Here is a 23809-nt window from a genome sequence, read left to right on the forward strand (position 1 = left end):
GCGACAATGTACTGCATCTTATTTAGCACCCAACCATCCATGAAACACAATACGGTAGAACCATTTCCCCTGTCTGTAATTCCCTATATAATAAAAAATCGTTTCTAAGGGTGACTGGTATGACATTTTTTATGCGCTTGCTGCATTATATGCGTTTTATATGCTTACGCTTTGCGCCGTTGAAAAAGAGCGTTTATATATTGAGTGCCCTATTTATTATGGCTTGCCAGCCGACGCCTCCTAATGAAGCCTTAAATAGCAACAGTCATGAGTCAGCTGATATCCCGCTTATTAGTGCCGATAGCGTCACCATCACACCTGAGCATATTTTGAGCATCAAACCTACCCGTTATCAGCCAAGTCTTGGCTTACAAGGGCGTATCGAACCGAGTAAACGTATTAACCTTGTGGCGGCGCAGCCGTTGATGGTGGAGCAAGTATTAGTTAGCGACAACCAATGGGTGAAAAAAGGCACGCCGCTACTTACGGTTCGACGTCAGCAAGTATTGAATAACCCAACAGATTCAGCTGATACTAAACCCAATATAGAAGCAGAGGTAAATAACACTGCTAGCAATACTGATAGCACCAGCACTTCTGAAGCTTCTAACAGTGATGATGTCGCTGATAATAGTAAAAACAGTACGACGGCCGAAAAGACCTCTGAATTGATAACCTTGCGGGCGCGCTTTTCAGGACGCGTGGAGAACCTGTCGCTACAAGTGGGACAAAAGATAGAGGCTCAAACAGCGTTATTGACGCTCAGTGACGAAACAGAATTACATTTTATCTCAACATTACCGATTGAAGCCGAATCGCAAATCTCTGTTGGTCAAACCGTCAATTTTACTGCCAAAGACAGGGTGGATAACTTTACTGGTCAAGTCAGTAAAGTACAGGCAATAAAACAACCCATCCAACTTTTGGTTTATGTGAATGTAATCAATAATGAAATCAATCGCAAACAACTTGCCCCTGACATGCAAGTCACTGGTCGCGTTGATTATGGACAGATACAAGTAGGGACTATTGTGCCCAAAACTGCCTTACATAATGTCGATTTGACGTCAATACAGGTGCCACCTTATAAACCGCTGCGTTCTTTGACGGCTAATATCTGGATTATAGGTCAGGATAAACGCTTAACCCGTCAGCCTATTGAAGTCATTGAGTATAATCCTCTAACCGAACAATATTTAATTGCAGGTATTAGCAATGACAGTTTAATTTGTTTAGCAAACTTACCCATTGAATCTAAAGGCAAAAAAGTAGTGGTGTCTTAAGTAGCGTGCCACGCAGTTACATTATGTAGAAACATTAACAAAGCATGCCTTGTTTAATAACATCCTGTTTAGGCAATATAGCGTATTATAGCTAGTATGAATGGCGCGCTTTTATCGCATAACTTAGATCCATAACTTAAAAGCGCGGCTTGTATCTTATATATTGATAGCTACTTTTGATTGATATATTTATCTTATGAGCATTTGGAAGAATTGAAAACTAAGGGCAGACGCCTCTTTTACGTATTGTAAAAGTGCGTTCAGACAAATTATAACAACTACTAGAGGAAATATTATGAGTAAGCAAATTTTACTAATTGAAGATGATCCAGATTTAGCAGAGTTGATCAGCGATTATCTGACCATGAATTATTATGATGTGCATCATGCAGGTCTTGGTCAAGAAGGTTTGGATCTATTGGATACCAAAGAGCGTGAGATTGATTTGGTCGTACTCGATCTTATGCTACCCGATATGGATGGTATGCAGGTCTGTCAAAAAATTCGCGGCAATAAAAACAATATGACCAATAAAGTGCCGATCATTATGTTGACGGCAAAAGGCGATACCACAGACCGTGTATTGGGTCTTGAGATGGGCGCTGATGATTATATCGCCAAACCGTTTGAGCCACGTGAACTGCTGGCCCGTATTCGTGCGGTTATCCGTCGTCATGAGCAGCCAAATCAAGCCGACAGTCAATCAGATAGCTTAACCTTTGGTCGTTTAAGTGTGTTCCCTGACAGTCACGAAGTCACTATCGATGACTTACCTGTGCGTTTGACGACGCATCAGTTTCAATTGCTACATTATTTTGCCACTCATTCAGGCAAAGTCCTAAACCGTGAGCAGTTATGGCAAGCTATGCCAAATGATGACAGCTCAGACAATATTGATCGTGCCATTGACGTGCATATTTCGCGTCTTCGGGCGTTGATTGAAGACAATCCACGTCAGCCAAAGCGTATTATTACGGTGCGCGGCGTCGGTTATCAGTTCGCCACTGACCAAGTATAATCAATAGCAAACTGCTGGTAAATAAACCATCAAACAGCTTTAAAACAGCGTATCAAAGGGGGTATCATACAGGTGATGACCCCTTTTATGTTCGACCATATAAGATGGCATAAGCTTTTGATAATAGAGATGATTTAATGCAGCAATTGGGTTTTCGTTCCGTATTTGCCAAGCTATTTGCCAGTGTTATGTTGGCGCTTATCTTGTTTGCTGTTGCGATGGTATTATTAACGCAGCTGGTACATGACAAGGATGCGGGCATTCGCTCAGAGGTATTAGCGACGCAAATCTTGGGACAGATTGATCCTTTTTTGCACGAGCTAAATATTGCAGTTAGTAAAGAAAATCGCTTACAATCGCGTTTTATGCTGGCCGTGGTCAAAAAAAGCTTCGATATCTTTGATGAGTCATTGCAGGCAAAAATGGGCTTGTATGACAGCGAAGGTCATCTGCTCATGCAAACCGATAACAGCGATTTGCCACTAGAGCTCCCTGCTCCGCCTTCTTTATTTTCACGCGTTTTCCCCTCTTTTTCAGAGACATCGCCTACCAAGCAAGCACAAGTTTATAGCAGCACAGGCTATACACTCTTGTATGAATCACGCTTGCCACCCAAAAAGCCTGTTCTCTCTGCGGCGCTGAATTTGTTTACCGGTACGCTATTATTGCTACTTATTATGGCAGGCGTCCTTTGGTGGATTGCGCGCACCATTACTTGGCGTATCAATCAGATGAGTCTACAGATGGCTCAGCTTGGCGATGGTGACTTTACCGTACGGGTAAATGCCCGCGGCAATGATGAAATTGCCTCACTGGCACGTGGCTTTAATCAAGCGGCGCAAAAGATTGAACACCTGATCGATGCCAATAATTTATTACTTGCACATGCCTCTCACGAGCTGCGTACGCCCATCACCCGTATTCGTCTACAGATTGAGATGATGGATATGCTGACAGATTCTCTGCCAAGTGATAATAAGGCCAAGTTCGATAAACGCGCTCAAGCCATCAATCGTGATCTCTCAGGGCTTAATGACTTGGTTGAAAGCATTCTATTGGTGAGCCGTTTGGACGCTGGTCATGCCTTACAGCAAGTTGAGCAGTTAGATATATATGATTTGGTCAACCAAGAACGCCAGCACTACCCTGAAGCAACGTTGATTGGCGAGCACATCGTGATTGACGGTCAATCATCGATGCTCACCCATTTGATTCGTAACCTATTAACCAATGCCATGCTGCATGGCAAACCACCGGTTACTGTGCTGCTATATGGCGTACAAAATATTGAAGACGCTGAAGATATCCCTGATTTTTTATTGCAGACAGTACTGTGTAGTGGCTTTGTAGACTATAACAGCTCAGATTTTTATTCTGATGAAACCTGTCATCATACAAATGCGCTTGCTCATGACCAAGAGACAGTGTCAGCACTAGATGAGGCTACTCATACAGTGCCTGCAAAGCCAAAGGTAGCAAATAGTGAGTCTGTCGTTGTATTGCCAGCACCGCCTATCTACCAAAATGGTGAAAATGTAGTGATTGATGCGGATGTTAGCATCGACAATGAATCTGATAATACTGCGAATCAAGAGGGCGATGGTGCCACTTTAGAACAAGCAGCGCTTACCAACACCAGCGAGCCTCATCAAAAGGTTGGTAATTCCTCATTATTTGATAACTATCATAGCTTTACATCGGACTTAACCGATAAGCTGAAGAAAGTCAGGTGGCGTGCTGTGCCTGAAAAGAAAGCATCTTCTGAAGCTTCTGATAATAATAGTCAAGACATTGCCGATAACAATGTTACTAATAATAAAACAGATACTGATAAAGTTCATAAAGATGGTGATGTGGCGATAAAAGATAGTGATAAAGCCGCCCATAAAGAAAGTACTGACCCGACAAATACTACCCGTAAAGAAAGTCTGTTTAGCAAACATCTCAAAAAATCTAAGCCGGAGCCAACACGTCCGCTGCCAAAGTATGTGGTATTAGCAGTGATTGATGAGGGGAACGGTATCCCTGAAAACAAACGCGAAGAAGTATTTAGCCCCTTTGTACGTTTGCAGCAAAAAAACAAAGGCTCAGGTCTTGGTCTATCTTTGGTATCACAGATTGTCACTGCCCATCAAGGAAAAATCACTACTGACACTATCAATGGTCATACGCGGTTTTTGGTGGTATTACCTGTCAAGCTTGATCCTCACTACAACCATTATGATAACTTATAAGTCATCGTTTTATAGCAACGAATAGCGTATAAGCGCCTATACGCTACTCTTAATTTGTGCCCCTTCAAACCACCTTCTAGCGCTAACCCCTTAAGCCCGTTAAGCCCTATCTTAAATTCCATATACTTTTATGATGCACATCTGTGATGGTTTGAACTGAGTTATCAGGCAATCACGGATGACCATATCCAAAACCTTGCATAATATGCTATATTAGCGCCCCTTATTATGGGGTTATTGAAGGTTGTTTTAACTCAGCGGTTAAGCCGTTAGAGAGACGATGACCATTTCATAACCACGAAAACATTTATTAAATTTTGAGCCTTCCATGAGTGACATGATTGTCTTAAACGATGTGACCAAGCGTTTTTTGAGTGACCGGTCTATAAAAGGTAAAGACGGCAAGCCACATTGGTTTACTGCTGTTGAGCCGACGTCACTAACCGTCCAGCAAGGCGAGATCTTTGGCTTGATGGGCTATTCAGGTGCCGGCAAGTCAACGCTTTTACGGCTGATTAACTTGCTTGAGCGTCCTGATTCAGGACAAGTGATTATCGATGGTACAGATCTGACCACCTTATCGGCCAGTGACTTGCGTATTGCCCGTCACAATATCGGTATGATTTTTCAGCAATTTAACTTGATGGCTAACCGTACTGTCTTTGACAATGTCGCCTTTAACTTAACGGTGGCAGGCTATCCTAGTGCTGATATTCATAAGCGGGTTATGGATTGTTTGGACATCGTTGATTTAACCGACCGCGCTGGGCACTACCCTGCACAGCTATCAGGCGGACAAAAACAGCGCGTTGGTATTGCCCGTGCCATTGCGCCAAGCCCAAAAGTGCTATTGGCTGATGAGCCGACCAGCGCGCTTGACCCTGCCACCACGCGCAGTCTATTAACCTGTTTACGTGATATTAATGAGCAGCTTGGCGTTACCATCGTCATTGTGACTCATGAGATGAGCGTGATTCGTAGACTATGTGACCGTGCGGCATTGTTACATCAAGGGCAATTACTAGAAGTCGCAGATATCCGCGACGGTCTCATTCAGGCCACCACCCCAATAGGCAAAGGCTTAGTCCAAGAAGACTAATGAGGCAGGAGAGATAAACATGATAACCGGTGCAGAATTATCCGCCTCGATAGACAAGCTGCTTGTGCTGCGTAAAGAGATTTGGCAGGCGTTTTTAGATACTTTTATTATGCTGGGTATCTCAACCACAGTTGCCATACTGATCGGCGGTCTGTTTGGCGTCTTTTTATTTTTATCCAGTGACAAACAGTTTTTGCAAAACAAAACGCTGTATGGCGTGCTTGGTGCTATCACCAACTTTATGCGTGCCTTTCCGTTTGTGATTTTGATGATCGCCATGAGCCCCTTTACCAAAGCCATTGTCGGTACTGGTATTGGTCCGATCGCCGCCTCCTTGGTGCTTGCGATTGCCGGCTCGTTTTACTTTGCGCGCTTGGTTGAGCAAAACTTACGTGAAGTACCGCGCGGTATTATCGAAGCGACTGAATCAATGGGTGCAAGACCGTTTACCATTATTAAAGTACTTCTGAATGAAGCACGTTCTGGCTTGGTGTTATCCGTAACCATCCTTTGCATCAGCTTGCTGTCTTTTTCAGCAGCAGCCGGTATGATTGGCGGCGGCGGCTTGGGTGATTTGGCGATTCGCTATGGTTATTATCGCTATCAAACCGAGGTCATGGTATTTATCGTGATTATGCTATCGATCATGGTTATTGGTATTCAGGCCTTGGGTAATTGGATCGCGACGCGATTAGATAAACGTTAATAAGCTGTGAGTCCTTGGCTATTTAAGCGCCTTAATATAAGAGACTATTGATTCTATAACGCTTGATATGAATAATTCACAGGGTCTAATGCTGATTCATCCTAAGCAAATGCTTGACTTTGTAACGGATTCCCTTTAATTTTGAGACTATCTTAACACTCGTTAACTTAGCAGCATTACTATTTATAATGTTGCTTTTTTAATGCGGTTTTAATCCTGTTTTGAGTCTCACCATTTATTATTTGATCCCTACCCTTATTAAGGAAGTTCCATGAAATTAACAGATATCAGCCGTCAAGTAGCGACTGCATTTGCTGCTGTTGGCGTATCAGGTCTTGTATTGGTCGGTTGCAACAACTCATCAGCCCCAGAAGCTACCAAAGAGCCAGTCACTGAAGGCGCAACTGAAGGTACAACTGAAACGGCCAATACAGAAGCTACTACAACCAGTGATATCGACCCTGAACACAGTAAAATCGTTATCGGTACAACCGAAGGCGATTTTGCCGATATGGTGCGTAACCAAGTCAAAGGCTCATTAGAAGCCCAAGGTTATGAAGTTGAGCTGGTCACCTTTACTGACTATGTCCGTCCAAACGTTGCGTTAGCAGATGGCGACTTAGACATCAACATCTTCCAACATAAGCCGTACCTTGATACCTTCAAAAAAGAAAACAACCTTGACTTGGTAGAAGTTTTCCAAGTACCAACAGCACCACTTGGTATTTATTCAGGTAAGAAAACCAAAATCGACGAAGCCTTTAAAGGTATGAGCGTCTCTGCGCCGAATGATCCAAGTAACTTTGCCCGTGCATTGGTCATGATGAATGAGCTTGGCTGGATTACGCTAAAAGACAATATCGATCCATTGACCGCCTCAAAAGCTGATATCGCTGACAATAGCAAATACGACATCAAAATCGTTGAGCTAGAAGCGGCTCAGTTGCCTCGTGCACGTGATGAAGTCGACTTTGCCATCATTAATGGTAACTATGCGACCGATTCAGGCATCAAGCTGACAGAAGCCCTATTCCAAGAGCCAAGCTTTGCTTATGTGAACTGGTCTGCGGTTAAAACGGCTGATAAAGATAAAAAATGGGTTAAAGACGTGACCAACGCTTATAACTCAGAGGCCTTTAAAAAGTATGCTCATGACAGCTTCCCTGGTTACAAGTATCCAAAGATTTGGGGTACTGACACTGCTGTAGCTGCTCCGGTTGCTGAAGCTGCCAAATAGCTAAAGCCGTCATAAAAAAGGTTATATCTGAGACAGCTCATTTAAATCAGTGAGTCATCTTGCATAAAAGAAGCCCATTATTGCTTAATAATGGGCTTCTTTTGCTTTATTGTTTAAGTAGGCAACGATAAAAATGAGGTTACAGCCTGTTTGTGGTTTGTAGGAAAGCGTCACCTGCCCTATCGCTGGCGCATGATTTTTCTTATAGTAAATGAGCTAAGTAGAAAGCAGTATTCCAATACTGACTCTTTTATTGATAAATCTCTTACAGCATAAGGATAATAATATGCACGCTAAACATTATAATATTCGTACGGCAGGACAAGCCAATATTCCGGTACTTGGGCTGGGTACCTGGCAATCAACGGGGCAAGACTGTATCGATATCGTCAGCCAAGCGTTAACAATGGGCTATGAGCATATCGATACGGCGCAAGCTTATAGTAATGAAAAAGAAGTCGGTCAGGGTATCAAGCAATCAGGCGTCGCTCGAAACACATTCTTTTTGACCACCAAAATATTTCCTGATGATATGAAGTTTGAGCCAGAGAAATTGGTAGCCGCTGCTAAGCGCTCTTTGGAAAATCTAGATACAGACTATGTTGATTTATTGCTATTACACTGGCCTGATGACCGTGTGCCGTTGTCAGAAACCATTCCGGCGCTGTGCGCGCTGCAAAAACAGGGCTTGACCCGTAATATTGGCGTATCTAACTTTAATATCGCCAATATTATCGAAGCCAAAAAGCATGCTGATGTGCCAATTGTCGTCAATCAGGTCGAATTCCATCCTTTTATTAAACAGCACACCTTGCAGACTTTTTTGCATAACCATCACATTTTATTAGAAGCCTACTCGCCGCTCGCCCGCGGTGATGTGTTTGATAATGAGATAATTAAGGAGATTGCCGATCGTCATAATGTTACGCCAGCACAAGTGTCACTGGCTTGGATATTAGCCGATAAGCAACGTATTGCGATTCCAAAAACCTCTAATCCTGACCATCTACAAGGCAATTTGGATGCTATCCATGTGCAGTTGAATAATGATGAGATTGAAAAGATAAACACGTTAGCGCGTAGCGACGGCCGTAAAATTAAGCATCCAGATTATTCTCCAGAATGGGATGATTAATAAATATCCCTTACTTACTTTAAGTATGAGATTACTAAAAAAAGCCAGTGATGTCTGATCACTGGCTTTTTTATGCTTTAAATACACACTATTGTTATTGCTGCAGCGTTTTGGTCTCATGAAGCTTTTCAGCAGGATTGTACTGCTCAGAAGAAGGGACTACGCCATTACGATTGTTCTCTTTCATCGATTTGGCAACCTCTGGCGGCATATAATTCTCATCATGCTTTGCCAATACTTCACCGGCGACAAAGATATCACCTTGCATTTTACCTGTCGCCACCACCCCTGAGTTCTCAGCAAACAAATCTGGCAAGATACCTTGATAAGTCACCGGCACCGTTGACTGAAAATCGGTAATAGCAAATTCAACACTCAGTGGATCGTTTGGCGCACGCTGTACACTGCCTGAAACCACCATGCCACCTGCGCGGATACGCTTATCTTGCGGTGCTTCACCATTTGCAATGGCGGTTGCGTCAAAATAGTAATCAGTCTGTTGCCCAATAGCATAAATCACCAACACTACGGCTATGGCTGCCCCTGCAAGCGTAAACATAACCCACATCAGTTTTTTACGACGAACTGCGTTCATACTAATACCTCATTGATGAGTCGCTGTTTTAGACACTATCCATCTATAAAACAGAAAATATTAAAGAAACCACGATTAGAAAAACGTTCTAAAAATGTCTTTCTAATCGTACTCTTCTAATAACTATATGGGAGCATTTTACCGATAACTCAATAAGACCAAGGCTTTTCAGTAAAACCTTTGCCGACTTATTTATATATAAGACATATCAGCGATGTTCAAAAATGCAGCTAGCAAAGGCATAATATAAAAGGGTTCTTAATGGTTTTTATTTGGTACTTTTAATCACTGGCGTAGACGTTTTGGTCGTGCGCTGTGCTTGACGGGCTTGCTGAATCGCCAGCTGCTTAATAAGGGCTTGTCTTTGGCGACGGCTGTAAAACACAAATGCCAGCATCATACCAACGGTAATCGCCCAGCATGACCAGACAAAAACCCCATGCTTACCCATGGCAATAAACTCAGAAAAACTATAAAAGTAAGGCTGCATCATATTTTCCTAGCCGTTATTTGTGTTGCCCGCGAATGTATTCTTTTACCCACGCTTTACCTTGGTCACGATGTAGGATTAGCGTATTGGTACGATAAATCGCTAAAGTTGCCACCAATAGATAACTACCGATAGTCATCAGTAACAGTGGCAGCCACATATCTGCTGACATCTTAGGTGCCGCAGTCAAAGTAAAAGTCGCCCCTTGATGTAAGGTGTTCCACCACTCTACTGAGTATTTAATAATCGGCAAATTCACAGCACCAACGATCGACAAAATAGCGGCAGCTTTACCACGATTTGCCGTATGTTCAAAGGCGGCAAACAGTGCCATCACGCCTGCATATAAAAACGCCAAAATCAGCATCGATGTCAGCCGCGCATCCCAAACCCAATAAGTACCCCACGTGGGTTTTGCCCAAATAGAACCGGTCAGCAAACTAATCACACACAATAAAAACCCCAAAGGAGCAATTGCTTGCGCTACAAGGCTTGCGGTCTTTATCTTCCAAACCAGATAAATGACCCCAAGTACCGCTAAAGCAAAATAAATGGAAATAGCAAGGCTTGCTGCCGGTACATGGATAAAGATAATGCGGTAGCTATTGCCTTGCAAATAATCAGGCGGCGCAAATGCCAGACCCCAAATACTACCAATGAGCAAGCAAAGGCTCGCCAGTATCGCCAGCCACTTAACCCAAGGCGAGAAGATCCGAAAGAATTCCTTGGTACCCACTGTGGTCAAGAAAACTTGCCAAATACGTTGCCACAGGCTAGGAGATGAGACATTATTTAGGTTGGGCATGGATATAAACCTATTACGCAGCTGGTGATTATCGAGTAACACGTATGAGTCGTACAACTACCTGCTAGCCTACTGGCGTTAAACGCCGAGTAAGATCTACACGTGAGTGTTTGTTTAATAGACCATTATAGCAAAGTTGCCGGTTTTCATCATGTTGTTAATATAAAAGGCTTTAATAACAGAAGAAAAACCTGCCAGTATAGGTTGTTAATTTAGCCACGACATTTTTAAGGTCATAGCAATGACCCATGGCATCACCAGCACTGAGATAATACTACCTGCCAGTAGCAACGCCAAAATCGGCAGACCGTTAAGACCAGTGGCAAATAAATCAACTGCACCAGTGGCAAAAATCAATACCGGTAACTGCATTGGCAAAGCGATTAAAGGTACGAGAACCGCGCCATTCTTTAATGATAACGTCAAACTGCTAGCAACCGCAGATAGCATCAGCAGCATCGGACTACCCGTGACAATCGATGCCATCAATATCCACGCCTCAAACCAGCTCAGCTGAAATAAAGGCACGGCAAGCAAACTTAATGCTGCCACAATGCCGCTACTAAAAATCCAGTGAATCACCAAACGAATCAGCACCCATAATGGCAGCGACGCCTTAGCGACGACCAATTGTGCCAATGTGCCATTATCAAGCGCTGGCTTAAACAAACCATCAACGCCCATCACCAGCGACAGTAAAGCGGCAATCCACACCGCTGACACCCCAAGGCGCTGTAATAGCGCAGGCTCACTGCCAACCGCTAACGGAAACAAGGTAATAATCACTAAAAACAGCACCAGCGGATACAACCACTGCACTGCCCCTTGCTGCTTGACCTGCCATTCGCGGCGCCACAGCTGCATAAAACTGATACTGCGCATATGAGCATTTGAGCTGGTATTTACGGTTTGTTTTCGAGTATCTGACTCTATCATTTATTTGCTCTTCTACTGATGCGTATCGCATTTATACTGACAATGATATTGATCGCTTTCATACCATATAATCGGATAAATCGAGCACTTGATTGGCAACGCCGACTGCTTGGTGACTGGTCATTAATATCGCCCCGCCCTCATGAGCAAACTCGCGTAATCTGTCTTCCATACGCGCCACCATATCGACATCGAGTGCGGTAAACGGCTCATCAAGTAACCATAATGGCGTCACGTCAGGCGTTAGTAAATATAAGCGCGCTAGGGTAATTCGCCGAGTTTGACCGGCGGATAAATGACTTGAGCTTATGGTCTCAAATCCCTGCAACCCTACCCAAGTAAGTGCATCGTCAATATCAGCAGTACTTGGGCTAATACCATATAAATTGAGCAAAAAGGTCAGGTTTTGAGCAACGGTGAGATTGGGATGAATACCCAATTGATGCGACACATATAGAGGCTGAATCGGTAAGCTAACAGCCCCTTGATAATAAGTCTCACCGGTTAGTACCGGCAATAATCCAGCCAGCTGCATAAGTAATGTCGTCTTACCAGTACCATTGGCACCAATTAAATGACAAATACTGCCAGCAGCCAGATTGAGCGAAACCCCTTCGCATAAAGGGATTTCACCACGCTGAACGGTCAGCTCATCAAGCGCAAGTAAGGCAGTATTTAAAGCCGTCATTACAACCTCTTATTATTTATTGAGCTGTAGTCGATATTCATCACAAACAAAGACGATGTTCGTGGCATAATACTTTATGCCTATTAACCACACAGTATAACAAATTGTCGATTACTATGACCTCAAAACCTATGCAGACATCAAAAGATACTCAAAACCCAGCTCAAGAATCAGACGCCCCCATGCTGACAGCAAACAGCTTAATCGATGCGCAAATCACGTTTATGCAGCAGTGGTTACGTAAGCAAGCTGAACCGCTGAGCATGGAAGCGTGGCAGTGGCTTGGTGCTCAGCCACTGGCTAAATATATCAGTAGCGATGATGTACAGCGCCTATTTAATGATTGGCTACTAGACCATCCTCTAAGCGAGGTAGTGCGCAGCGATATCCGCGATATCTTGCATAGCATTATCTATCACCCAGCCAATGACAATGTGCCATTATCAGAGCTTATTGACGATACGCAGGTTGTAACGCTGGCCGACTATATCGGCAGCCATGAGCAGCAGCGCAATATCTTGATTCATACCTTGGTTGGCAATGATACGTTTGCCGATTTGTTGACCCAAACGCTATACCACGCCATCAACGACTTTATGGAAAATACGCTAGATAAAGCGGGCGGTGTTGGTAAACTGATGAAGCTTGGGCGCAGCTCCTTTGAAAAGGCAACCAACAGAAACCTTGATGAAAAATTGCAGACCTACTTGCATCGCAATATCAAAGATTTGGCGCATCGCGCTGAAGCCAATGCCCAAGAGCATCTATCCAATGAAGAGGTATCGCGATTAGTGGTCACTGGTTGGGCGCGGATTAAAGAGCAGCCGATTAGCCATATCCAAACCTATCTGCGTGATGAGCCTGATAACAGTAGCATCGATCATATTGAAGCCAGTATTCAGCAGAGTTATAACCGCTTGCGCATGTCACCGTATTTGCACAGTCTTGTAGCAGCGAGCGTCGATACTTGGTATCGCAATCATCAGTCTGATACCATCGCACAGGTGGCAAAAAGCTTACATATCGATGAGGCAGCGATTGAGCAGCTGTCTACTACCCTGCTGCCTGTCATTTATGATGCTATTGATAGCGAATGGCTGACCGACCATCTGCGAGAGATGCTAAAAGCCTTTTATAGTCAGCCCAATATCAAAGACAGTTTGGGTTTGAACCATCAGTAATATATTTTTATCTGCTTGTTTGGGTATTTTCTTAATCTTTATATTTCATTTGTTGGTTAGCACACTATTTATGAGTCAACGTCACAAACTCAGCTTATGGCAAAAAATAAAGCAGCTGCTAGCCACACCCACTGTGCGCTCTGTTATTGATCATATTAAATCCTCCAAGGATTTGCCAAATTCTGACTTGAATGAGGTTGATAATCAGATGACTGCTGCACAAACAGCGACTGATGATATTAATACGGATCATAAAGAAACTGACCCTAGCAACATGGACAGCAATATCAGCACTGACAGCAATAACGATGCATTTCATAAAACTAGTAGCGAAGACATCAATGTTGCCGATAATAATAACAGCGCTGTCATAAATAAGCCTATGACCGCTGAAACCAGTACTGATTCAGATCTTGAAAATGCCGCAGCGCAGAAAAGTGAAAGCGATATACCCATTGTCGATTATTTAAAACAATACTTCGATGACAAAAAATGGCCTTACAATTATTATCAGCCTAAAGTAAGAAACAGCCAAAAATCCCATTACCTGTCTCTAAGGATGCGCAATAAGCAGCTTGATTGTGGCTATTTATTTCGGGTACAAGAAAATAATAAATTGCTGGCAGTCTACGGCATCTTGCCATTTTTGATACCAGAGAGTCACCAAAATGCCGCTATATTATTGATTACTCAAATTAACTACGACATGATTCTTGGTAACTTAGAAATGGATGTCAATGATGGTGAGATACGCTATAAAAACGCCACTGATGTCGAAGCGGTCGGTCTTGACGACGATATCCTTGAGTATTTATTACAAAGCGTTGTGGCTATGACCACGGTTGCTCATGAGATATTTAGTGATTTGATTAACAATCAAGACCCCGCTGAACAATTAGCAGATCTACTGCTGCAGCTACGCCAACAATCCGATTCAAGAACCTTCTTTTTGCCTACTCAGTTTGTACAGTAAGTTAATATACTGAATTCAGTATTCAGACGATACAGCGCGACGAGGATGAAAGGGATGAAGAGGATGAAAGTTACGCCGCCTCTATCGGCTTGGCAGAAGTAGCAAGCCAGAAAGATTTATCCCAGTTCTGCGCTGCAATATAAGCTATCAGTTTTATTTGAAATTGGTTATAGCGAACCTACCCCTACGAAAACAAGCATCCAAGGTAACTGCTGTAGTACACCCCATTTGCCAACGACTTCTTTAGAAAAACAATACGATGTTAAAAACACTATGCTAAAAATCGCCTACTCTGATATTTTTCGTTATTCAGTGCCTGAAAAACACCGCTTTCCCATGCAAAAATATACCCTAATTCCTGAGCGTTTATTGGCAGAGGGAACTATCCATAATGAGAATTTTTTTGCGCCAAAACGTTTAAGTGAAGATGAGATTTTAACGACCCATACTGCTGACTATTGGTATCAACTTAAGACCCAAACCCTGCCCCGAAAAGAAGCGCGCGCCATCGGTTTTGAGATGACGCATGAGTTGGTAGAGCGTGGTCGCTATATTGCTCACGCCACTTATGAATGCGCACTTTTTGCACAGCAATATGGCGTCGCGATGAATGTCGCAGGCGGTACTCATCATGCCTTTGCTGATCATGGTGAGGGATTTTGTGTCTTTAATGATGTTTGTGTCGCGAGCAATTTATTACTCAATCGCGGACAAGCAAAAAAGATTTTGATCGTTGACTTGGATGTCCATCAAGGCAATGGCAATGCCAGCATTATGGCAGCTGAGCCGCGCGTTTTTGTCTTTAGTATGCATGGCGCAAAGAACTATCCGTTTCGCAAGCAAGTATCAGATTTGGATATTGAGCTGGATAATGATACCGATGATGGGCAATATTTACAGATATTAGAAAATACATTACCGCGTTTAATCAGCGAATTTGCGCCAGATATAATATTTTACCAATCTGCTGTCGATGTATTGGCAACGGATAAATTGGGCAAACTTGGACTCACGATAGAGGGCTGTAAGGCACGTGACGAATATGTTTTACGTCAAGCCAAAACCGCCAATATTCCAATCGCTATCGTTATGGGCGGTGGTTATTCAGAAGATATCAATGATGTGGTTGAAGCACACTGCAATACCTTTCGACTGGCGCAGCAAATATTTTTTAATAAGGCGACTGCTTAACATTTGGCGGCAATGTCAACCTTGCTGCTAAGCCATAAATGACATAATACCCTGCCAGCCGATACGCATACCAAGTATGGTGAGAATCACTAAGATAAGCTGACGAAAGCGGGCTTGTGGTAGATAACGTCGTAAGCGGATACCGACTAAGAGCGCCGTGATTGACATGACACTAAGTAAGGCAATCAGCTGCCATTCACCCCTGCTAAGCGCCATAATAGGCTCGCGTAATACCATGATTTGAGCAATTTTACCCAAGAAATAGCACATATTGCCGACTTTAGCGATGGTATGCTTATCGTTACTCGCAGACAACAAATACATCATCAATATGGTCGACATGGCATTGGTCGCGCCGCCAATCACGCCTGCACTAAACCCAACGATAATCAATACAGGCTTGGTAGCCGGTAGGCGAATTTGCTTACCGAGCAAACTGCTGATCACATAAAATCCAATCACAGTTGCCAATACCAATAAAATATAAGCGCTATCCACCCATAACAATAGCTTTGCGCCTAGAATACTACCAAGCAGACTGGTTAATGCCAGCAGCCAATAATGTCTGCCATAGTAAATAAAGTTCTGCCAAATGGTGCGACCGCCACCTGCCAGCCAAGTCATCATATTCAGTAATAACGATGGAAATATCACCAACACAATCGCATGAGGTAAAGGATAGATACTGGCAAGCGCCGTCGTCGTCACCAGAGTGATACCTAAGCCGCTAATGCCATGTAGTAAGGAGGCTAGCGCAAAAATCGCAATGAGTAATAACGTCTGGGTACTATCGCTCTCTATCATATCAACCCTACCAAGCAGGACTTAGTATCTTTTTCGATACCCATTATGCTTATGTAACAAGTCACTGTGTTGATCACTGCATTAATCACTGTCATCATCAATACAATAAGCATGCTCAGCGATACTGAACTGAATACTACTGATCCTTGTACTAAGCCTTTTACTGAGCCTTGTGACGTTGCCAAATTGCTTCGCCAATAATCGTCGTTAGCTGCGCAGCAATTTTATCCTTACTCGCTTTTTCAAGTACGATGCTATCGTGCTCATAACGGGCTGAGAAAAACACTTCCATCGCATTATCATCACTGGCAAAGCCAATATCGGCTCGTGAGACATCATTACAAGCAATCAAATCCAAATCTTTAGAAAGCAGCTTACCACGAGCGTAACGCTCCACATCTTGCGTCTCTGCGGCAAAGCCAACGACAAATAACTCAGGATTGGCAAGTGAAATGGTCGCTAAGATATCAGGATTTTTGACCAAGCTTAGCGTCATCGCCTCTTGAGTTTTTTTTATTTTTTGCGGTGCCGCCTCTGCTGTTCGATAGTCAGCTACTGCTGCTGTGGCGATAAAGATATCAGCGACTTTTATAGCAGCATCGATGCTATTCTCGTGTGTTTCTAGCTCTTGCGCTTCATGTTCGTGTGCTTCATCGCAATCACAATCGCCATGATGATGGGCATGGTCATGATGATGACTGTGCTCGTGCATATGGTCATGGTCATGGTCGTGGTCGTGAGAATGATCATGCTCATCTTCTACCAGATACTGTAGCGCACTATGCGTACCTGCCACACATTGCTGCGCTGCTACCAGCATATCTTGAGCTGATAGGACATCAATGCGCGTGACATTAAGCGGTGTTGGCAAAGCAATTTTGCCCCCAGCGATCAAAATAACGTCTGCACCAGCAGCAACACAGGCACGCGCTAATGCAAAACCCATTTTGCCAGTAGAATGATTGGACAAGTAACGTACCGGATCTATGGCTTCAACCGTTGGTCCTGCGGTAATCACCACTCTTTTGCCTGCCAATAACTGAGGGGTCGTCTGCATTGCTTGAAACAGCAGTATCTCTTCTAATAACTGCTCAGGCTCAGGTAATCGACCTGCCCCTATATCACCACAGGCTTGCTCACCGCTGGCAGGCGCGATGATTTGATAATTCATATCACGCAGGGTCTGCACATTCAGATTTACTGCTGGATGTGCCCACATTTGCTGATTCATGGCTGGTGCAAGAATAACGGGCGCCGTCGTTGCCAAGCATACAGTGGTCAATAAATCATCAGCCATACCCATGACAAGGCGCGCCAATGTATTGGCAGATGCCGGTGCGATAACCACAAGATCCGCCCACTTAGCAAGCTCGATATGACCCATACCTGCCTCTGCTTTTTCATCAAGCAAGGAGATATGCACTTCATTACCAGTCAAAGCCTGTAAGGTCAGCGGCGTGATAAAAGCTTGAGCACCCGAGGTCATAATAACGCGAACCTCAAAGCCTGCCTTGATTAATAGACGAGCAAACATAGCAGATTTATAAGCGGCGATACCGCCGGTGATAGCAAGCAGAATATTTGACATAAGGAGAGTATCAACAAAAAATTGAAAGATAAAATTGCGCTTATAGTAGCAATTATGCGATAAGTTAGGGAAAGTTTTCTGAATTTATCTCATGGCAGTGACAACTCAAGGAGTGGCAATGGCGATTAAAGATTGGCATGAAGATGACAGACCACGTGAGAAGCTATTAAAATTTGGCGCAGCGCGCTTATCTGACGCTGAGATATTGGCAATATTTCTGCGCACAGGTACGCAGTCGCAGTCAGCTATTGAGCTTGCACGCCATCTGATTGAGCAATTTGGTAGCCTAGCAGAGTTGTTAGCCGCCCCGCAAGCGACTGTTCTCGCATGCCATGGTATCGGTCCTGCAAAATACGCGCAGATACTCGCCTCACTTGAGATGGGCAGACGCTATTTGGACAGTCAGCTAAAAACAGGGCAAGGGCTTGGGCGCTCGCAAATGGTCAAAGACTATATCAACACCCAGCTGCGCGGTGAGCCACGAGAAGTATTTGCGGTACTATGTTTGGACAATGCCTTAAATCTAATCAATTTTGAGATATTGTTCACGGGCGGCATCTCTTCCTGCTCCGTCTGTATCAAGCATGTGCTGCGCCATGCGCTAAGTCACGCCGCAAGCCAGCTGATTATTGCTCACAATCATCCACATACCGACGCCAAACCATCAACGGCGGATAACCTATTGACCTATGAGCTTAAAAAAGCTTGCGAGTTGATAGATTTATCTTTAATCGATCATGTCATCGTTGGACGTAATGAAACTTTATCTTATGCTGAAAACGCTTTAGCACCTTTTGGCTGACGTTAATAACTTATTTGGTCATAGATACCAGTCTTGATACATATTATCGACACAGCGTAGCGTTTTCGCTCTTGATAGTTATAAACAACTGTTTCATATTGGTAGTTAACTTCATTTTTGGCAATATCATTATTCTGAACGCGAATTTTTTACTTAAGACTGGCTATATTTGAAATCATCTATTTCAAAGAATTAAAGCGATTTTTTACTATAAAAAAGAACGGCTGAAATATAAAACAACAATCATAGTTATTTCAAAATTTTCTTATTTACTTATATTTTAACGCTTTTTATTAAGTGTTATAAAGGAGGCAGTCATGGCCATTGGCTTATTTATTTTGGCAGTTATCATTCAATTAGCCATGGTCTTGGCCATCTTTTTGTTGTCGTTATCGCGGGTTACGGGCAGCATCGTTGCCTTAATTACCGTGCTCGTTACTGCTTTTATTAGCCCATGGTCGCTTATCTTAGGGTTACCCATTGCGCTACTTTGTCTGATATTGCTGATCGCCCCTATGCGTCAAAGCATGATAACCAAGCCTGTCTATAAGGCTTTGGGCGGTGCTATGCCGAGTATGAGTGACACCGAACGTGAAGCGCTTGATGCAGGTACTAGTTGGTGGGAGAAAGAGCTATTTATGGGCGCGCCTGATTGGGATACCTTTGCTAAATATCCTTATCCTGAATTGTCAGAAGAAGAACAGAGCTTTATAGATAACGAAGTCGAAGTGCTGTGTGCCATGCTTAATGAATGGCAAATCCAGCATAAAGATAAAGAGCTGTCAGCAGAGGCGTGGCGATTTATCAAAGCCAATGGCTTTTTGGGTTTAATCATCCCTAAAGAATACGGTGGATTAGAATTTAGCTCGTATGCCCAAAGTCGCGTAATGAGCAAAATTGCATCGCGTTCGCCGACTGCTGCTGTGACCTGTATGGTACCAAACTCGCTCGGTCCAGGTGAGCTACTGATGCATTACGGTACTGATGAGCAAAAGCAGCGCTGGTTACCGGGTCTTGCCAAAGGTGATGAGGTTCCCTGCTTTGGTTTGACAGGTCCAGAAGCGGGCTCTGATGCTGGTGCGATTCCTGATACCGGTGTGGTTTGTTATGGTATGCATGAAGGCGAGCAAGTGCTAGGCCTGCGCATGAATTTTTCTAAGCGCTGGATTACCTTAGCGCCTATTGCTACGGTGGTTGGTTTGGCATTTAAAATGCATGACCCTGAAGGTTTATTGGGTGATCCTAAGAAAACCGATTACGGTATTACTTGTGCGCTGGTGCCAGCCAGCCATCAAGGGGTCATCATCGGTCCGCGCCATAATCCAATTGGTTCGCCGTTTATGAATGGGACGGTTGATGGTCAAGATGTCTTTATACCGCTTGACTATATCATCGGCGGGGTAGAAAACGCCGGACGTGGCTGGCGGATGCTGATGGAATGCTTGGGCGTTGGGCGCGGTATCTCCCTGCCTGCTCTTTCAACCTCAGCCAGTGAAATGAGCTATCTGTCAGTGGGTGCCTTTGCAAAGGTTCGTGAACAATTTAAAATCTCTGTCGGTAAATTTGAAGGCGTGCAAGATGCTACCAGCCGCATGGCCAGTAATACTTATATGCTAGAAGCCTTTCGTCATCTGGTCACCTGTGGTCTAAATCAAGGTGGTACGCCCTCTGTGATGACTGCAATGGCAAAATACTATGCAACCGAGACCATGCGCTCAGTGGTCAATGATGGTATGGATGTGGTTGGTGGTCGCGCAGTACAAATGGGACCGCGTAACTTTTTAGCGATTCCTTATCAAGCCATTCCTGTATCTATCACCGTCGAGGGTGCCAATATATTGACGCGCTCATTGATGATTTTTGGTCAAGGTGCGATGCGCTGTCACCCTTACCTCTTCGATGAGCTGCAATTATTGCAAAGCGAAGATAAAGAAGCGGCGTTAAAAGAGTTTGATAACCTATTCTTTAAACATCTCGGCTATACCTTTAATCGCGGTGCTAAAGCCTTTGTCGCAGGCTATGTCGGTGGCAGCAATGATGCGCCAAGCTTTGCAGACAGTTTTACCCGCCCTTACTATAAAGATATTAACCGTTTAAGTGCAGGCTTTGCGTTAACCGCTGATATTTCATTAGGGTTGCTCGCTGGTGACTTAAAACGCAAAGAGATGCTTTCTGGGCGCTTAGCAGACATCCATTCGCATCTGTTTATCGCAACGGCGATTTTGCAGTTTTATGAATATGGTAGCAAATCAGTTGCTGAACGCTTGCATGCTGAAGTGGCGCTAAAAAACAGCTTCTATACGATTCAAGAAGCATTCCTCTCTTTATTTGCCAACTTCCCAAATCAGTTTGCTGCCAAACTGGTCCGCTTTGTCACTTTCCCAAGTGGTCGTATTTTTGCCCCCGTCAGCGATGAGCTCAAACGTCAATTGGGTGATGTCTTTATGGATGACTTTGCAGCCAATCCTTTTCGCGACTATCTTAAAACCATGGTTTATTACAATACTGAGCCCGAGGATGTTACAGGGCGTATGGAGCATGCTTATCAAATACTCCTAGAGGTTGAACCCCTCTGGCAAAGATTTAAAAAAGCAGAACATAAAGACAGCTTTGAAGGTTTAACCTTTGAAGACCATGTGGTTTATGCCAGCCAACATGGCGACATTACTGAAGAAGAAGCTGAGCAGCTAATAGCTTATAATTCAATACGCTATGATTCCTTATTGACCGATACATTTGATGCGCATTTAGCAAAAGTGCAAGAACGTGCGAATCCGCACAGCCTAGAGAATGCTGTCTATAGATTGACTGACTATGCTGAACTAAAGAGCAATGCTCAGTTAAAGAATGATGCTCAGTTAAAGAACGATGCTCAGTTAAATCAAGCATTAAACCCTGACGACTTGCAGCAAACCTCTGAACATGTAGCAGCAACTGACTTGGCGCCAGACCATGACCAACCAACAGGCGATGCCAACCCTGATCATGGCTATGAGAGTGATGGCGATGTAAAAATGGTTGATGAACAAGATACTGCTAAGGAAATCAAGGCTCAAACTGACTTTCAGAACTCACATCCTGAAGTAGAGGCCCTCGCCTCGCGTCACCGCGATGCAGCATCGCATCTAAATGAACGTATGAGCTATAACCATCGCTTAGATAAAGATAGTATTGCCAGCCCAGATAGTGAACAAGCCACTCATGCGCCGCAAACAGACACTAGTGACCCTACATGGCAAGACGGTTTGCGCCGTGATGAAAACGACAATGTCTAACTAGCAGCACCCTACCTATCGGCATTTATCTATATTGATTGAAGTAAGCGAGATGCTCTTATCAGAGCCATCTCGCTTTTTTAGTATGCCGCTCATGTTGCTTCTCTACATAGCTTCAACAATACAGCGTTCACTGACATTTATATAAATTTTGATGAATAAAAAAATCTCACACATACTAATCTTGTAATGTCACGCCATTTAAGTCATAAAAAAATCTTGCAGTCTGCCTAACTATTCTTTTATATTGTCCCCCAAAATCTGACTTGATTGTCAGTTCATATATTTATAGACATCACAGCAACAGTCACAGCAGCAATATTGCACTCGTATTGAGCGCGCTATTGTGTCTGTTGTTGTGCGTAACGGACACCAAGGATAGCGTTTATGTGGAAAAATATGGGTTTAACGGGCAAGATTATTGTTGCCATGGGGCTTGGTATTATACTGGGTCTATTTTTAAACTATTCTGGTTTGAGCACGGAAGGCAGCTTCGTTGATACTTATATCACCAATGGTTTTCTTGCCATTGTTGGTAAGCTGTTTGTTAATTCGCTCAAAATGCTCGTCGTACCACTGGTCTTGATTTCACTGATTTGTGGCGTTTGTGGTATCGGAGATGTTCGTCTATTAGGACGTATTGGTGGCAAAACCTTCTTTATCTATATGGTGACCACCGCACTGGCCATTACGACTGCTATTGGGCTTGGTTCGCTATTTGGTATCGGTAAAGGCATGGAGATCGAAACCGAAGCGGTATTTACAGCCGAGTCAGCGCCGCCCCTTATCGATGTTTTCTCAAATATCATCCCCTCGAACCCCATCAGCGCCATGGCAAATGGCGATATGCTATCGATCATCTTTTTTGCGATGTTGATCGGTATTAGTATTTTAATGGTGGGTAAGCCTGCCAAAGGTTTGGTTCAAAGCTTAGAGCTGATTAATGAAGTCATCTTGAAAATGGTGACTATTATTATGAATCTAGCACCGTATGGTGTCTTTGCCCTATTGACCAAAGCAATGGCAGAGCTTGGCTTAGATCTTATCTGGTCACTGCTCGGTTATGTGGCGGTATTGATCGGCGCGCTCGTCTTCCACTTTTTTGTCACGATGATGGTGATACTAAAGCTGACTTCTGGCTTATCAGTAAAAACTTTTTTGGCAAAAATACGCGAAGTGCAAATCTTTGCTTTTAGTACGTCAAGCTCGAACGCAACCATCCCTATTACCTTACGCACGGTCACCAAGCGTATGGGTGTTAATAACTCTGTGGCTTCTTTTACCATTCCATTTGGCGCAACGATCAATATGGATGGTACGGCGATCATGCAAGGTACCGCGACCATCTTTATCGCCAATCTGTATGGTGTCCAATTAGGCATTACCGGCTATCTGACTGTTATCTTAATGTCAGTACTGGCCTCTATCGGTACGGCAGGTGTGCCGGGCGTCGGTCTGATTATGCTATCTATGGTATTTGCCCAAGTCGGTCTACCTATTGAAGGTATTGGTTTGATTTTAGGTGTTGACCGTATTCTTGATATGTTACGTACCGCGGTGAACGTCAGCGGCGATGTGGCAGTGACCGCCATTGTTGCAAAGTCAGAAGGCGAGATGGATTTGGCTATTTATAATGATCCGGATGCAGGTACAAAAGAGATGTTTGATGGTCATATCGATGCTGATAGCGAGCGCGAATTATCAGCCGTCTTTCATGATGGCGTGATGGGTAGTGAGTATGACGATATCAAACGTGGCTAGTTTTTAAT

Annotated in this window: 20 protein-coding genes; 13 read left to right on the forward strand and 7 right to left on the reverse strand. The window is 43.7% G+C overall.

Annotated elements, in window-relative coordinates:
- The first annotated feature begins 119 nt into the window (after positions 1–119).
- The 7 genes from ABYU67_RS02735 to ABYU67_RS02765 all read left to right on the forward strand — a co-directional run bounded on the left by ABYU67_RS02735 (position 120) and on the right by ABYU67_RS02765 (position 8712).
- Positions 120–1283: an efflux RND transporter periplasmic adaptor subunit gene (locus tag ABYU67_RS02735; protein WP_372843485.1), complete on the forward strand. Its 1164-nt coding sequence runs from the start codon at positions 120–122 to the stop codon at positions 1281–1283.
- Positions 1284–1578: 295 nt separating this feature from the next.
- On the forward strand, positions 1579–2301 hold the full coding sequence (locus tag ABYU67_RS02740) for a response regulator transcription factor (protein WP_372843486.1): 723 nt from the start codon (positions 1579–1581) through the stop codon (positions 2299–2301).
- A gap of 137 nt (positions 2302–2438) precedes the next feature.
- A complete protein-coding gene (locus ABYU67_RS02745; protein ID WP_372843487.1) occupies positions 2439–4535 on the forward strand; it encodes an ATP-binding protein in 2097 nt (698 codons plus the stop codon).
- 328 nt (positions 4536–4863) lie between these two features.
- Complete coding sequence (locus ABYU67_RS02750; protein ID WP_372843488.1) at positions 4864–5634, forward strand: methionine ABC transporter ATP-binding protein; 771 nt, start codon at positions 4864–4866, stop codon at positions 5632–5634.
- 19 nt (positions 5635–5653) lie between these two features.
- Entirely contained in the window at positions 5654–6340 is a 687-nt protein-coding gene (locus ABYU67_RS02755; RefSeq protein ID WP_372843489.1) for a methionine ABC transporter permease, read from the forward strand.
- 271 nt (positions 6341–6611) lie between these two features.
- Positions 6612–7577 (forward strand): MetQ/NlpA family ABC transporter substrate-binding protein, encoded by a 966-nt coding sequence (locus ABYU67_RS02760; protein ID WP_372843490.1) that lies wholly within the window; start codon positions 6612–6614, stop codon positions 7575–7577.
- 286 nt (positions 7578–7863) lie between these two features.
- Complete coding sequence (locus ABYU67_RS02765) at positions 7864–8712, forward strand: aldo/keto reductase (protein WP_372843491.1); 849 nt, start codon at positions 7864–7866, stop codon at positions 8710–8712.
- A gap of 94 nt (positions 8713–8806) precedes the next feature.
- On the opposite strand, the gene ccmE is transcribed toward ABYU67_RS02765, so the two are convergent.
- The 5 genes from ccmE to ccmA form a co-directional block, all read right to left on the reverse strand.
- Positions 8807–9307, reverse strand: coding sequence for a cytochrome c maturation protein CcmE (gene ccmE, locus ABYU67_RS02770; RefSeq protein ID WP_372843492.1), 501 nt, complete (start codon positions 9305–9307; stop codon positions 8807–8809).
- Positions 9308–9575: 268 nt separating this feature from the next.
- Positions 9576–9797, reverse strand: a complete 222-nt coding sequence (gene ccmD / locus ABYU67_RS02775) for a heme exporter protein CcmD (RefSeq protein ID WP_372843552.1) — start codon at positions 9795–9797, stop codon at positions 9576–9578.
- 16 nt (positions 9798–9813) lie between these two features.
- Entirely contained in the window at positions 9814–10602 is a 789-nt protein-coding gene (gene ccmC / locus ABYU67_RS02780) for a heme ABC transporter permease CcmC (protein WP_372843493.1), read from the reverse strand.
- Positions 10603–10809: 207 nt separating this feature from the next.
- Entirely contained in the window at positions 10810–11484 is a 675-nt protein-coding gene (locus tag ABYU67_RS02785; RefSeq protein WP_201532521.1) for a heme exporter protein CcmB, read from the reverse strand.
- 112 nt (positions 11485–11596) lie between these two features.
- Positions 11597–12226, reverse strand: coding sequence for a heme ABC exporter ATP-binding protein CcmA (gene ccmA, locus ABYU67_RS02790; protein WP_372843494.1), 630 nt, complete (start codon positions 12224–12226; stop codon positions 11597–11599).
- A 131-nt stretch (positions 12227–12357) separates the two neighbouring features.
- Here ccmA and ABYU67_RS02795 point away from each other — a divergent pair, with 131 nt between their 5' ends.
- The 3 genes from ABYU67_RS02795 (at position 12358) to ABYU67_RS02805 (ending at position 15571) form a co-directional block, all read left to right on the forward strand.
- Entirely contained in the window at positions 12358–13407 is a 1050-nt protein-coding gene (locus ABYU67_RS02795) for a hypothetical protein (protein ID WP_372843495.1), read from the forward strand.
- A gap of 70 nt (positions 13408–13477) precedes the next feature.
- Positions 13478–14380: a hypothetical protein gene (locus tag ABYU67_RS02800; protein ID WP_372843496.1), complete on the forward strand. Its 903-nt coding sequence runs from the start codon at positions 13478–13480 to the stop codon at positions 14378–14380.
- Between the two features lie 273 nt (positions 14381–14653).
- Positions 14654–15571 carry a histone deacetylase gene (locus ABYU67_RS02805; RefSeq protein WP_372843553.1) on the forward strand — a complete coding sequence of 306 codons (918 nt, stop codon included), beginning with the start codon at positions 14654–14656 and terminating at the stop codon, positions 15569–15571.
- Positions 15572–15598: 27 nt separating this feature from the next.
- Here ABYU67_RS02805 and ABYU67_RS02810 read toward each other — a convergent pair whose 3' ends face one another.
- The gene (locus ABYU67_RS02810) at positions 15599–16375 is read right to left on the reverse strand and encodes a sulfite exporter TauE/SafE family protein (RefSeq protein WP_372843497.1); all 777 of its coding nucleotides are present in this window, start codon (positions 16373–16375) and stop codon (positions 15599–15601) included.
- 160 nt (positions 16376–16535) lie between these two features.
- Complete coding sequence (gene coaBC / locus ABYU67_RS02815; protein ID WP_372843498.1) at positions 16536–17963, reverse strand: bifunctional phosphopantothenoylcysteine decarboxylase/phosphopantothenate--cysteine ligase CoaBC; 1428 nt, start codon at positions 17961–17963, stop codon at positions 16536–16538.
- A gap of 118 nt (positions 17964–18081) precedes the next feature.
- On the opposite strand from coaBC, the gene radC reads away from it, so the two are divergent.
- The 3 genes from radC (at position 18082) to ABYU67_RS02830 (ending at position 23801) form a co-directional block, all read left to right on the forward strand.
- Positions 18082–18765: a DNA repair protein RadC gene (radC, locus tag ABYU67_RS02820; protein ID WP_372843499.1), complete on the forward strand. Its 684-nt coding sequence runs from the start codon at positions 18082–18084 to the stop codon at positions 18763–18765.
- 317 nt (positions 18766–19082) lie between these two features.
- A complete protein-coding gene (locus ABYU67_RS02825) occupies positions 19083–22040 on the forward strand; it encodes an acyl-CoA dehydrogenase (protein WP_372843500.1) in 2958 nt (985 codons plus the stop codon).
- Positions 22041–22427: 387 nt separating this feature from the next.
- Positions 22428–23801 carry a dicarboxylate/amino acid:cation symporter gene (locus ABYU67_RS02830; protein WP_372843501.1) on the forward strand — a complete coding sequence of 458 codons (1374 nt, stop codon included), beginning with the start codon at positions 22428–22430 and terminating at the stop codon, positions 23799–23801.
- The last annotated feature ends 8 nt before the right edge of the window (positions 23802–23809 follow it).

This window comes from Psychrobacter sp. (assembly GCF_041554015.1).
Lineage (GTDB): Bacteria > Pseudomonadota > Gammaproteobacteria > Pseudomonadales > Moraxellaceae > Psychrobacter.